This is a genomic window from Comamonas testosteroni, assembly GCF_014076415.1.
GTDB lineage: Bacteria > Pseudomonadota > Gammaproteobacteria > Burkholderiales > Burkholderiaceae_C > Comamonas > Comamonas testosteroni_F.
Window position 1 is genome coordinate 3,036,588 of sequence record NZ_CP043568.1, and the last position, 13,193, is coordinate 3,049,780.

Annotated in this window: 12 protein-coding genes; 4 read left to right on the forward strand and 8 right to left on the reverse strand. The window is 61.9% G+C overall.

Features of this window, described 5'->3' with window-relative positions:
- Positions 1-145 precede the first annotated feature (145 nt).
- The gene (locus tag F0P97_RS13780) at positions 146-460 is read left to right on the forward strand and encodes a hypothetical protein (RefSeq protein WP_182282840.1); all 315 of its coding nucleotides are present in this window, start codon (positions 146-148) and stop codon (positions 458-460) included.
- Here the strand turns inward: F0P97_RS13780 and F0P97_RS13785 are convergent.
- Both F0P97_RS13785 and maiA read right to left on the reverse strand, forming a co-directional pair.
- Positions 377-1,294, reverse strand: coding sequence for a polyphenol oxidase family protein (locus tag F0P97_RS13785; RefSeq protein WP_182282841.1), 918 nt, complete (start codon positions 1,292-1,294; stop codon positions 377-379). The genes F0P97_RS13780 and F0P97_RS13785 overlap by 84 nt on opposite strands.
- A gap of 10 nt (positions 1,295-1,304) precedes the next feature.
- On the reverse strand, positions 1,305-1,970 hold the full coding sequence (gene maiA, locus F0P97_RS13790; protein ID WP_182287204.1) for a maleylacetoacetate isomerase: 666 nt from the start codon (positions 1,968-1,970) through the stop codon (positions 1,305-1,307).
- 162 nt (positions 1,971-2,132) lie between these two features.
- On the opposite strand from maiA, the gene F0P97_RS13795 reads away from it, so the two are divergent.
- From F0P97_RS13795 to F0P97_RS13805, 3 genes are all read left to right on the forward strand, one after another.
- Complete coding sequence (locus tag F0P97_RS13795; RefSeq protein WP_182282842.1) at positions 2,133-2,828, forward strand: fumarylacetoacetate hydrolase family protein; 696 nt, start codon at positions 2,133-2,135, stop codon at positions 2,826-2,828.
- Positions 2,829-2,966: 138 nt separating this feature from the next.
- Positions 2,967-3,527, forward strand: a complete 561-nt coding sequence (locus tag F0P97_RS13800) for an NUDIX hydrolase (protein ID WP_182282843.1) — start codon at positions 2,967-2,969, stop codon at positions 3,525-3,527.
- Between the two features lie 297 nt (positions 3,528-3,824).
- Positions 3,825-6,299: a putative bifunctional diguanylate cyclase/phosphodiesterase gene (locus F0P97_RS13805; RefSeq protein WP_182282844.1), complete on the forward strand. Its 2,475-nt coding sequence runs from the start codon at positions 3,825-3,827 to the stop codon at positions 6,297-6,299.
- A 76-nt stretch (positions 6,300-6,375) separates the two neighbouring features.
- Here the strand turns inward: F0P97_RS13805 and F0P97_RS13810 are convergent, their stop codons facing one another.
- The 6 genes from F0P97_RS13810 to F0P97_RS13835 all read right to left on the reverse strand — a co-directional run bounded on the left by F0P97_RS13810 (position 6,376) and on the right by F0P97_RS13835 (position 13,122).
- Complete coding sequence (locus tag F0P97_RS13810; protein ID WP_182282845.1) at positions 6,376-8,889, reverse strand: YgiQ family radical SAM protein; 2,514 nt, start codon at positions 8,887-8,889, stop codon at positions 6,376-6,378.
- A gap of 236 nt (positions 8,890-9,125) precedes the next feature.
- Entirely contained in the window at positions 9,126-9,665 is a 540-nt protein-coding gene (locus tag F0P97_RS13815; RefSeq protein WP_182282846.1) for a PepSY domain-containing protein, read from the reverse strand.
- A gap of 215 nt (positions 9,666-9,880) precedes the next feature.
- Positions 9,881-10,069 (reverse strand): DUF2783 domain-containing protein, encoded by a 189-nt coding sequence (locus tag F0P97_RS13820; protein ID WP_182282847.1) that lies wholly within the window; start codon positions 10,067-10,069, stop codon positions 9,881-9,883.
- A 12-nt stretch (positions 10,070-10,081) separates the two neighbouring features.
- Positions 10,082-11,779 carry an FAD-dependent monooxygenase gene (locus tag F0P97_RS13825; protein ID WP_182282848.1) on the reverse strand — a complete coding sequence of 566 codons (1,698 nt, stop codon included), beginning with the start codon at positions 11,777-11,779 and terminating at the stop codon, positions 10,082-10,084.
- Positions 11,780-11,966: 187 nt separating this feature from the next.
- On the reverse strand, positions 11,967-12,851 hold the full coding sequence (locus tag F0P97_RS13830; RefSeq protein ID WP_182282849.1) for a helix-turn-helix transcriptional regulator: 885 nt from the start codon (positions 12,849-12,851) through the stop codon (positions 11,967-11,969).
- Positions 12,852-12,954: 103 nt separating this feature from the next.
- Complete coding sequence (locus F0P97_RS13835) at positions 12,955-13,122, reverse strand: hypothetical protein (protein ID WP_182282850.1); 168 nt, start codon at positions 13,120-13,122, stop codon at positions 12,955-12,957.
- Positions 13,123-13,193: the final 71 nt, after the last annotated feature.

The window sequence follows — 13,193 nt, forward strand, 5'->3', positions numbered from 1 at the left end:
ATCTGCAATACGGCTCACACGGCGGCATTGTCACCTATGCGCCAGGCAGTTCCGACAAGAAGCAGCTTCATTTCGCCGTTATGAAGCTGTTTTGACACAAAACAACCCGGAGCCAGCATGCTTTCTGGCCCATTACAGAAACACCATGTACCTTATCGCCATCGCCTGGATGTACGTTGTCGTGATGATGACGATCGCCGAGGCTGCCAGCCCCGGCGGCACCCTGCTGGGTGCATTTTTCACCTTTGTGCTCTACGGTCTGCTGCCGCTTTCCATCGTGCTCTACATACTGGGCACGCCGGCCAGAAAGCGCCGCCTCAAAGCCCGACAGGAACAGGAAGCACTAGCTGCAGGACACGCGCCCCCCAGCCCCGGCTCAGGCGTCGCGCCAGATGCTGGCAGCCAGCCGCCCGCTGCCACCCAGACGGACGGCGTCACGCCGGTGCGAGAAGAAACGTGACGCATTGCTGACTGTGCACCAGGGGAGGCTGCCATCGTTACCGAAGACTGCAGCAATGCCCAATGCAGCAAGCCGCTGGCGTGCCAGTTGCGCCAGATCGGCCAGATATTTGGTGCTGCTGCCCGGTACAGGCACAAAGTGCCGTGCCGCATCTGCGTCATGCGCCATGAAGATATCGCGCACCTCGGCCCCCACTTCGAAGGACTCTGAGCCTATGCACGGGCCCAGCCAGGCCTGGGTGCGAGCGGCAATGCGGGATGGCTCCGTGTCGGTCGCTGAAAGCGATTGCTGCGCCTGAACTTTCCGGGAAAAGGACTCGAAGAGCATCTCCAGCACACCGCCGGGCAACGGCCCCTCGGACTGCTGCCTGCCGGGCGGCATGCCGGCCAGACCGCGCCAGCCAGCATGGGCCGCCCCCACGACCAGCCCCGAATCATGGGCCAGCAACACGGGCAGACAGTCCGCCACCATGATGGTGCAGACCACGCCTGCATCGCCGGTCACGCAGGCGTCGAAGGCTGCACCATTGGACTCCATCACATTGCCTGCATCCAGCGTCAGCACGTCCACGCCATGCACCTGCTGCAGGAACGCCGTGCAGGCACCGGGGGTGCGGGCCTGCAGCAACGCGTTGAACAGCTCGCGGTTGCGGCGCACGTGAGCGGGGTTGTCGCTCACGTGGTCGCCCAGGTTCATGCTGCCCCAGGGTGCCTGACTGACGCCGCCCTCGCGCGAGGTGCAGATGGCATGCACGCCGGGCAGAGCCGGCCAGTCGGGGACCAGCCAGGAGTCGGGCCACAGCTCCGGTGGACCCGGCCGATAGGTCTCGCTCATGGCGCCCTCTTCACTCTGCATCCGGACAGGCCGAGGGATGGGCCTGCTGGAAAGCCGGCAAGGCGTTGCAGCGCTCGACCACGCCCATCAGGCGCGGCAGCGCATCGAGATTCACATTGAAGCGCTGGGCGTTGTAGATCTGCGGCACGAGGCAGCATTCGGCCAGCGTGGGGGTGTCGCCCCAGCAAAACGTCGAAGGCGACAGACCTGAGGCCTTGCGTTCGGCATCCAGCAGCGCCAGCTGACGCTCGAAGGCTTCGAGGCCCGAACGCACCCAGTGCGCGTACCAGCCATTCTTGGCTTCGTCGCTGACCCCCATTTGGTGCACCAGGTACTTGAGCACGCGCAGATTGTTGAGCGGATGGATCTCGCAAGCCACCATCTGTGCCAACGCACGCACATGGGCACGGCCCAGAGCATCTCTGGGCAGCAATGGTGTTTGAGCATGGGTCTCATCGAGATATTCGATGATGGCCATGGACTGTGTGAGCCAGTGCCCCTCATCCGTCACCACTGCGGGCACCAGAGCGTCGCCCACATGGGAGGCATAGGCCGCAGCCTTTTGCTCGCCGCGCACCAGATGCACAGGCACGGAGTCATAGGAAAGCCCCTTTAGTTGCAGCGCAATGCGCACACGGTAAGAGGCGGAAGAACGGAAATAGGTATGCAGCTTCATGATGCGAGCAGCATAGCGCGAGCCGCGCGTGCTGGCATTTTCCCTAGGTCCGGAATACGTAAAAGCCGTCGTGCGGCGTGCCGTCGGCGCTGCCGCATCGTGGCACACTGCTTGCCACATCAACCATTGCTGATTTCAGCGCCTGTTCCTGCCGAGGACCTCATGAGTTACGTGTTCAATCCCCCTGCCGTTGCCAGCCTGCCTGTTGTGGGCCGCGGCGAGCGCTTTCCCATTCACCGCATCTACTGCGTGGGCCGCAACTATGAGGATCACGCCAAGGAAATGGGCTTTACCGGCCGCGAACCGCCGTTCTTCTTCATGAAGCCTGCGGACGCGACCGTGGCAGTGGAAGCCGGCAGCACCACCACTGTGGCCTATCCCACGCTGACCCAGAATCTGCATCATGAGATCGAGCTGGTCGTTGCCATCGGCAAGGCCGGCAAGAACATCAAGGCAGCCGATGCACAGCAGTACATCTACGGCTATGCCGTGGGTCTGGACATGACACGTCGCGACCTGCAAAACGACATGAAGAAGCAAGGCCGCCCCTGGTGTATCGGCAAGGCTTTCGAGCAATCTGCCCCCATAGGTCCCATCACCCCGGCCGATCAGGCGGCAGACATCGTCAACGCCGAGATTTCACTGCAGGTCAATGGCGACTATCGCCAGCGCAGCCACATCCACAAGCTGATCTGGAATATCGCCGAAACCATTGAGCATCTCTCCAGCGCCTGGGAGCTTCAGCCCGGCGATCTGATCATGACCGGCACCCCCGAGGGAGTGGCCGCCGTGGTCAAGGGAGATGTGCTGGAGGGCGCAGTCAGCGGACTTGAATCCATCAAGATCCAGCTCGCCTGAAAATCCTTGGCGTACAGGCAGTTAGCGCCGGCCAGGTACTCGGGGAGTCATGCCGCAATCAAGGTGTGACTCCCTTTTTCATAGCTGTTTGCACATGTTGTACCTGCGCTAGCGGCCTGATTTGCTTATAGTTGCGGAATGATTTTTCGCAGCCCCATCAAGTTCTGCCGCAATTGCGGCACCGCAGTCACCTACCGCGTTCCTGACGATGGGGATACTCGCGAACGTGCCGTTTGCCCAGCCTGCCACACCATCCACTATGAAAACCCGCTCAATGTGGTCGGCACCCTGCCCGTAACGGACGACGGCCGCGTGCTGCTGTGCAAGCGCAATATCGAGCCGCGCCGCGGCAAATGGACGCTGCCTGCAGGCTTTATGGAACTGGCCGAAACCACCAGCCGCGGGGCCCAGCGCGAAACCGACGAGGAAGCCGGAGCCGACATCGAGCTGGGCAGGCTGTTCAGTCTCATCAACGTGCCCCAGGTTGGGCAGGTCCATCTCTTCTATCTGGCCCGCCTCAGAAGCACGCAGTTCTACCCCGGCCCCGAGACCATGGAGGCCCAGTTGTTTGCCGAGGCAGACATTCCCTGGGAAGAAATCGCGTTTCGCACCGTCAAGGTCACCCTGGAGCGCTTCTTTGCCGACCGCAGGGCCGGCTTGCTGGAGCAGCCGCAGGTGCACTGCGTAGACCTGCACTGAATCTGCCAGACTGGTTACCCACTTTCTCACAGAAAACACCGCTCTGTCTTGGGAGGACAGAGGAAGTTGTCCGACGCCAGACTCACTTCTACAGGCCAAAAATTACCAATAAATACAAATTGCGTGTGATCTGACATACCTCCTACGCAATGCCGTGAAAGGTCAGGCCATGAGAGCGGGCATCGCGACGGTGTTCTGATTGTCAGCAGGCACATTGCCTCCTGGCTGTTTCATACCAGTCTGCCTTGTCGATGCCCGGAATCATGCATTTACAGTCAATTTACTGGATGAGGCGTCATGAAGGCATCTTTGAGCCCCGCACTGAAGTCTCAACAATTGCTGCAACGCGTCTGGGCTTTTGCGCTCCTGGCACTGGTCCTGATGCTCAGCGCCAGTTGCAGCCTCTATCTGCTCTCCGCCGTGCGAGCTTTTGTCAACGGAGAAAGTCTGTGGTCCAAGGCCCAGAAAGATGCGATTTACTCGCTTTCCCGCTACGCGGATGAAGGCAACCCGATCGACTTCGCCCACTATCAGCGGGCCTTGCAGGTGCCGCGTGGCGATGCCGAAGCACGTGTTGCCCTCTACGACAAGCCTCTGCGCCTGGACCTGGCCCGCAAAGGTATAGAGCAAGGCCAGAACCACCCCGACGATGTCAGCTCCCTCATCTGGCTGCTGCGCACATTCCGCTACTTCAGCTGGGTGCAGGAGCCCGTGGCGTACTGGAAGATGGGTGACGAATATCTGAATCAGCTCGATACATTGGCCCAGGAAATCCGACAAGGATACGAAGTCGGCAACATCAGCCGCGAAAACATTGCCACCTGGAAGCGCGAAATCGACCTGATCAACCAGGGCGTGACGGCATTAACCAAGGCATTCAGCGACTCCCTGGGAAAAAGCTCACGCAACATTGTCTGGCTGCTGCTCGCACTCAACGGTGCACTGGCTATCGGGCTGGTCGGTCTATGGATCTGGAATACCTGGCGCCTGATCCAGCTGCGAGAGCAGGTTCAAGACGGCCTCAACAGCGAAAAAGAGCGCGCGGAGACCACGCTGGCGGCGCTCAGCGATGCGGTCATCACCACCAATGCCAAGGGCATGGTCAACTATGTCAACCCCGCCGCCATAGGTCTGCTGGGTCTGCAAAAGCAAAGCTATCTGGACAAGCCCATCAAGCAGGTGCTGCAGTTCTACACCATGGACTCCTCCATCACCAGCGACGGCATGCTCGCGCAGCTTGTCAATGACGCCAAGGAGACCACCGTCGTGCGCGACGAACAGACGCACTGGGTTCGCCGCACCGACCACAGCATCGTGCCGGTCAAGGTACTGGGCTCCGCCATGCAGCGCGATGGCCAGGCATCGGGGGCCGTCTTCGTGCTGCGCGATGTGTCGCGCGAGCAGCAGTACATGGACCAGATCTCCTGGAATGCACGCCATGACACGCTGACGGGGCTGGAAAATCGCGAGGAATTCGAGCGAAGGCTGCAAAAGATGCTGACCCAGGGTCTGCACCAGGTCAAGCCCTACGCCCTGCTCTACATCGACCTGGACCAGTTCAAGCTCATCAACGAAACCAGTGGCCATGCCGCCGGTGATGAAGTGCTGTGTGAAGTCTCTCGGATGTTGCAGGCCAATCTGCGCGAAACCGATTGTCTGGCGCGCATGGGTGGTGACGAGTTTGCCGTGCTGCTGGAGAACTGCCCTCCTTCCAACGTCGCGAGCATTGCCGAGAAGCTGCGTCTGGCAGCCCAGCAACTGCAGACTACCTGGGGAGAGAAGATATTGCGCACCGGTTTTTCCATCGGTGCCGTGCATGTTCCGGGCGATGCGGTCAATGCCTCCGATCTGCTGCGCATGGTCGATATGGCCTGCTATCAGGCCAAGGAGCGCGGGCGCAACAAGGTCTTCTTCTACAAGGCCGAGGATGGAATCTACAGCCGCTATGTCAGCGAGATGGAATGGGCCACGCGCATTCGTACCGCAATGGAAGAAGACCGCTTCTGCCTGTATGCCCAGAGCATTGCACCGCTGCAGGCCCGCAAGAACAGCCGGCACAGCGGCATGCACTTCGAAGTCCTGCTGCGTCTGCGGGACGAAAGCGGCCAGATCCTGGCCCCCGGACATTTCATACCCGCCGCCGAGCGCTACGGCCTGATGCCATCGCTTGACCGCTGGGTGATCACCAGGGCCCTGCAGACACTGGCGCAGCAACCCGGACACGCCAAGCTGGTGGAAACCTGCGCCATCAATCTCTCCGGTCCCAGCCTGGACGACGATGGCCTGCTGGAATTTGTGAAGGAGCAGTTGCAGCAGCACGGAATTGCGCCGCAAAAGCTATGTTTCGAAATCACCGAAACCAGCGCCATTGGCAACCTCAGCAATGCCACACGGCTGATTCAGTCGCTGCGCGCCCTGGGTTGCCGTTTTGCCCTGGACGACTTCGGCGTCGGCATGTCGTCACTGACCTATCTGAAGCAGTTGCCCGTCGACTACCTCAAGATCGACGGCGGCTTTGTGCGCGACATGCTCAAGGACAAGGGAGACCACGCCATGGTGGAGATGATCAATCGCATCGGCCAGACCCTGGGCAAAAAGACCATCGCCGAGTTCGTCGAGAGCCGCGAGATCGCTGAGGAACTCATGACCATGGGCGTGGATTACGTGCAGGGCTACGCCATCGCCCGTCCCAAGCCCATGACGACCGAGTACTTTGCCTCCACACAGGAAAACCAGCTGCCGCAGTGGTGCGGGGCACTGGCAATCAGCTGAAAGCGGCGCACGCCAGCAACAAAAAACGACGCCTGAGGCGTCGTTTCCTTTTGAGGCTGCACTCAGGCTGCTGCCATCAGCGCGGCTTGCGCGAAGCCTGGCCCGCAGACTTGGCCGGTCTGGCTCCAGGCCTGACCTTGCCCGTCACACCGGCACGCGGCGGCAGACCCGTGTGCTGGGTCAGCATCTTGCCGGGCTGGGGCTGGCTGCTGCGAAAGCGCACATCGCCCTTGGGCTCCAGACTCGCCTCTTCGCTGCGGCGTCGCACGGCCACGGCCTTGCCGTCCTTGTTGGTGGTGTAGCCGATGCCGCCACCACTCTTGGACGAGGTACTGTTCTTCTTGCGGGCACTCTGATAGCTGCCGTCGACCAGAGGCTGGAAGGTCGGAATCAGATGCTGCTTGCCGTTGCCGATCAGATCGGCACGCCCCATGGTCTTGAGCGCCTCGCGCAGCAGTGGCCAGTTGTTCGGGTCGTGATAGCGCAGGAAAGCCTTGTGCAGACGACGGCGCTTTTCACCGCGCACGATGTCCACGCGCTCCTCGCCCTCGTCGCGCATCTGACGGCGCACCTTGGTCAGCGTGTTGCGACCGCTGTGGTACATGGCGGTAGCCGTGGCCATGGGGCTCGGGTAGAAGGTCTGCACCTGGTCGGCACGGAAGCCGTTCTTCTTGAGCCAGATGGCCAGATTCATCATGTCTTCATCACTGGTGCCAGGGTGGGCGGCAATGAAGTAGGGAATCAGGAACTGCTTCTTGCCGGCTTCCTCGCTGAACTTCTCGAACAGCTGCTTGAACTTGTCATAGCTGCCGATGCCCGGCTTCATCATCTTGGTCAGCGGGCCTTGCTCGGTATGCTCCGGGGCGATCTTGAGATAGCCGCCCACATGGTGCTGGACCAGCTCCTTGACATACTCGGGCGACTTGACGGCCAGGTCGTAGCGCAGGCCGGAGCCGATCAGAATCTTCTTGATGCCTGGCAGCTTGCGCGCGCGGCGGTAGATCTTGATCAGCGGCCCATGGTCGGTGTGCAGGTTCTGGCAGATGCCGGGGAAGACACAGCTGGGCTTGCGGCAGGCCGCTTCGATCTGCGGACTCTTGCAGCCCAGGCGGTACATATTGGCCGTGGGTCCGCCCAGGTCGGAGATGGTGCCGGTAAAGCCCTTGACCTTGTCGCGGATCTCTTCGAGCTCCTGGATGATGGAATCTTCGGAACGACTCTGGATGATGCGGCCTTCGTGCTCGGTGATGGAGCAGAAGGTGCAGCCGCCGAAACAGCCGCGCATGATGTTCACCGAGGTGCGAATCATCTCCCAGGCAGGAATCTTGGTGGCGCCCTCATGGCTGCCGCTTTCGTCGGCATAGGCAGGGTGCGGGCTGCGCGCGTACGGCAGGCCGAAGACCCAGTCCATCTCGGCCGTTGTGAGAGGAATGGGCGGCGGATTCATCCACACATCGCGGGCTGTGGTCCCCTCGCCGTGAGCCTGCACCAGAGCACGGGCATTGCCGGGGTTGGTTTCCAGGTGCAGCACGCGATTGGCGTGGGCATAGAGAATCGGATCGCTCTTGACTTCTTCGTAGCTGGGCAGGCGCAGCACGGTGCGCTCGCGCGCAGGCAACCTGGACTTGCTGCGCAGCGAGAGGTTGGGCACGAACTGGATAGGCTGGGCCGCAATCGGCTGCACCGATGCCATGGATTTGGCATCATTTGCACCGCCGCCACAGGCCGCCGCTGTGCTGTCGGCGCCTGATTTCGCAGCATCTTCCTTGGAGCAACTCTGGCCCTGGGCCTCGGCCTGCTCGCTGGTCGTCATATAGGGGTTGATGTGGGGCTCGACCTCGCCGGGCTCGTCCACCGTGGTGGAATCGACCTCGAACCAGCCCTCCTCCGAAGCACGGCGAAAGAACGAAGTGCCGCGCACATCGGTGATCTTCTCCACCGGCTCGCGCGCCGCGATGCGGTGGGCCACTTCGACCAGGGCACGTTCGGCATTGCCGTAGAGCAGGATGTCGCACTTGCTGTCCACCACGATGGAGCGACGCACCTTGTCGCTCCAGTAGTCGTAGTGGGCAATGCGACGCAGCGAGCCTTCGATGCCGCCCAGCACGATCGGCACATCCTTGTAGGCCTCGCGGCAGCGCTGGCAGTAGACGATGGCCGCACGATCGGGGCGCTTGCCGGCCACATCGCCGGGGGTATAGGCATCGTCGCTGCGGATCTTGCGATCAGCCGTGTAACGGTTGATCATCGAGTCCATGTTGCCGGCCGTCACGCCCCAGAACAGATTGGGCTTGCCCAGGGCCTTGAAGGCCTCGGCACTGGTCCAGTCGGGCTGGGCGATGATGCCCACGCGAAAGCCTTGTGCTTCCAGTACCCGGCCGATGACTGCCATGCCGAAGCTGGGGTGATCCACATAGGCGTCGCCCGTGACCAGAATGATGTCGCAGCTGTCCCAGCCGAGCTGATCCATCTCCGCACGGCTCATGGGCAGAAACGGCGCCGGGCCGAAGCGCTTGGCCCAGTACGGCTTGTAGCTGGTCAGCGGCTTGGCATCGCGGTGGAAAAAGGAAACATCAACCGGGGCGTTCATGTGGATGGGCTTTATATGGCCTCATGGCCTATTCGGAGAAACAACCCGTCAGTGTACTTTTCCGCCCTCAGCCTTGCACGAGCAAGGTCTTGCAGAAACAGGGTTGAACTCTGAACTTCATAGCGTCCAGCGCTTGCCTTCATTGAAACTTGATGCATAAAGCACCGTAGATCATTGACATGCAAGCGCTAGATACTCACTTCTTCATAGCACCAGAATCCAGACAACGCGCCGACTCAGTCCTTTTCCTGCCTCGTCACAGCGCCGGTGGCAGGATCAAGCCTGAGCTTCATGACCGTCTGATCGGCGCGCAGCATCTTGACCTTGTAGCTGGTCTTGCCCCAGTCCGAATCCAGCTGTGCCTCCAGCGGCTTGCCGGGCAAGGCGGCAATAGCGGCATCGACGGCCTGCACCAGCGTGATCCGGGCGTCGGCCAGACGCTTGGCATGCTTTCCCTCGGCCCGGCCCTTGTTCTCTTCCACCGCTGCATCGCCCGTGCTGGCATTAACGCGCAGCTTGATCTCCTCATTCACGGGGGAGATCAGGGTGACGGAGTAATAAGGCGCAGCGCCTTTCTTGCCCTCTTCCAGCTCGACATCGATCGCTTTTCCGGGAGCAACGGCCTGGGCTTTTTCGACGGCCTGACTCAAGCCGATCTGCACGGCACCTGTCAAGGCCAGCCATTCGGCAGCCGACTTGGCCAGTGCCGGAGCCGCACTCAATCCACTCAGGCTCAGGGCTGCAGATAGCAGCAAGGTGCTGGGATGCAATCTCATGGGCCAATCCTCCTACAGTGGCAATGGCTCCAGTCTGCCTCGATTCGGTGGCGCGGCCTTGTCGGATATCAAGCCATATCGACTTATGGAAAAGCCATCTCAAACTATTGGCAGGCATAGATTATCCGCTATGAAATCCGGAAATCGGCACGCAGAAAACCCGCCAGAACCAGGTCCGGGCGGGCCGGGGTGACGGCCACGGACAGGCCTGCTGATCAAAGATCTTGCCGGGCCGCCGCAATCATTTCGCCGAACTGGCGGGCATCGCCGAGCTGGTTGGCGGCCAGCAGCGCCAGCTTGACCAGCAGCAGCTCGGACTTTTCAGCGCCCACGGCGTCAATGGCGCCAGCCAGCTGGTCGTACACGGTCTCCAGACCGGCGATATCAAGAGGGGTTTGCGTCATTTGAATCTCTCCTCAGGCAGGCAAGGCTGCTTTGAATGCGGCTTGCAGACGATTGGCGTCCAGTGCCATCCATCGCGCACAGACATGCTGATCGGGGCGCAGCAGATAGGCAGCGCCATCGGCCATCACGCCATAGCGGGCGCGGCAGCGGCCTTCGCTGTCATCAAGTACCAGATCGGCACCTTCGATAGCGCTTGCAGCGTGGCCGCTGACGGCGATCAGGCGCACAGCAATGCTGCGAGCTCTGACCCCGGCCACGACCGCCTGCAGTTCGGCAGGAATCGCCTTGCCGCTCGTGAAATACAGCAGATCGAAGCCGCCGCCCAAATGGTCGAGCAGATAGCTGTCCGGCGCAAAGCGTACGTTGAGAGGCGGCGCCCCATGGCCGGGGCCGGCCTTGAACAGCAGATTGTCGTCGCCCATGCTGTTGAGCGGCGAGTTGCCGTACTCATGCGGGCGCGAGGTGCGCCAGTGGTAGAGCGGGCCGACAAAGGGCTGGCTCAGCGACAGGGACAGCACGGCGTCGCGCAGCAGCCTGAAGCCCCTGCTGGGCGGTGCCATGAAACGCGTGCTCTTGCCGGCTTCCTCCACAATCTCGCGGGCCGCGCCCACGCGCTCGCTGCTATAGCTTTGCAGCAGCGCTGCGCTGGCCGCGCCCTTGGCGACGAGTGCCAGACGCCAGCCCAGGCCCTGAGCGTCCTGAAAACCGGTGTTGGCGCCGCGCACGCCGAAGATGGGCAGCATATGGGCTGCATCGCCCGCAAAGATCACACGGCCATGCACATACTCGGGCAGGGTCAGCGCGCGGGCCGAGTAGACGGAGCTCCAGTCCATCTCCCAGGGTATGCCGCCAAAGCCGATCATCTCCAGCTGCGCATCGATGCGCGCCTTCAGCGACTCGGGCCTGAGCGCATCCTCGGGGTCTTCGCCGGCCGGCAGCTGGTAGTCCACGCGCCAGATGCCATGCGGCTCGCGGTGCATGAGAATGGTGTTGCCCGGGTTCCATGTGGGATCGAAGAACGCGAGACGCTCGGTGGGCAGGGGCAGGTCGATACGGATGTCGGCAATCACGAAGCGGCCTTCGTAGGAGGCACCTTCCATCAGCAGATTCATGGCGGTGCGAATCCCCGAGCGCGCGCCGTCGCAGGCCACCAGCCAGTCGGCCCGCAGCTCGTAGCTGCCTTCAGGGGTATCCACCTCCACCCAAACCTGCTCGCCCTTTTGCTCGACCTTGTTCACGCGATTGCCCCAGCGCAGCTCGATCAGCGGGTTGGCCTGCACTGCATCGACCAGGTATTCCTCCAGGTACTGCTGCTGCAGATTGATCATGGGAAAGAAGCGGTCGTCGTCGGCCCGCGCGTTCTCCATGCGAAACACGCGCTGGCCGCGGTAAATGCTGTTGCCGTAGCACCAGGGCAGTCCGGTCTCCGTCACGCGCTGGGCCACGCCCACCTGCTGCAGGATTTCCATGGAGCGGCGCGTGAACACGATGGCACGGCTGCCTTCGGAGACCTGCAATTCGGATTCGAGCACCACGCAACGCTGGCCGTGGCGGGCAATCTCCAGCGCCGTGGTCAGGCCCACGGGGCCGGTGCCGACGATAACGATGGGGTGGTTTTGCTCGCCCGGATGCCGGGAAGCAAGCCAGGGCTGATGAACCTGGTACTGGTAGTAGATGGAGCGGCGTGGCTCGGCAAATGGCTGATGCATGTTCTTGTCTCCTGGGGGCGCTGTCGTGGTCAAGCCGGTGCGCTTTCATCCCCTTGCGGTCTGGCTTGAGATGCAGTGTAGAAAAGCAGCTCGTGGCCGATGTCACCAGATGGAGACAATACCGACCAGCAACCGATATTCAAGTCGAATCAGCCTCCAGGCTTTACAGGGCAACCGCAAGCAGCTATCAAAGTTGACCATCGACGGCTTCAGCAGGCTCCATCAGCAGCGCAAACAGCTCGCGCTGCCCCTGCACGCCCAGCTTGGCGCAGACGCGTTTGACATAGGTACGTGCGCTGCTGACGGTAATGCCCAGGCGCTGCGCCAGCGCATCGGCATCCAGGCCCTGGGCCAGTGCGCGCACCACATCGAGATCGCGCGGCGTCAGTTGCTCGAAGCGCCGCGCCAGACGCGCCAGCACCAGCCCGACCAGGTCGTCCTGCAGCGTCTGCCCCGCGTAATGCAGACGCATGGCCTGCATGACCAGGGGCGCAAAGGACTCGATCCGGGCAATGGCTGCGGCGTCGAAGCAGCCATGCTCCTCGCCTCGATACAGGTTCACGGAAAGCCAGCGCGCGTTTTCCTGCAGCATCAGCAGCGACAGCCGCTCGGCAATGCGCGGCAGCTCATAGCAGACATGGCGGTACTCGGGGTGCTGCACATCGTGCGGCCCCTGGCGATGAAGCCAGACGCGCGGCCTGGCATGCGGGTCCCTGGCAAGGCGCGCCAGCTCGGCCCGCATCACGCGCTGTGAACCATCGAGCGGATAGAAGCGCTCGCTGTAATCCTGGGAGATCATGGGCAGCGCCCCCGTGCGCGCCCGGTCGCCCATGCCAACCACACGAGGCCTGGCCATGCCCTGGAAGGAGAAGATCGTGCACTGGGCCAGCGGCACATGGCGCCCCAGCAGTTGCAGGATCTGCTCGGCCACGGCGTCGCTGCTGCTGCGCCCCACTCTTTCCATCATGGCCGTCACATCGGCCAGGGCCACGGGTAGCTGCGCGGCCTGGGCGGCAGCCGGCAGCAGCATCCAGTGCGAGGAATCGGGAAACGGCGCAGAGCAAGCAGTCATGGGCTGCAATTTTCGCCGCTGCAGCGCGGCCGCGGACAGGAAAAACCGGCTCTCCCTTTCAGGAGCAACCGGTCTGGCTTTAGACAGAAAATGCAGCCAGGGCCTACCATTCGCCCACATTGCGTATGCGCTGCAGCAACTCCCATTCATCTTCGGGCGCCGCAGCCTGCAAACCCTGGGGCTCTGCCAGCTCCTGCGCCAGCGGAGGCGGCGTGAAGTGTTCGCGGCCAAAAGTATGTTCGCTCAGGGACTGTGGATGCGGATTGTTCATGACGGCCTCCTTTGCCCAAAGCTTAAGGCTCGAGGCTCCCCGAAATTGTAGGAATTGGCTTAAGCATACTG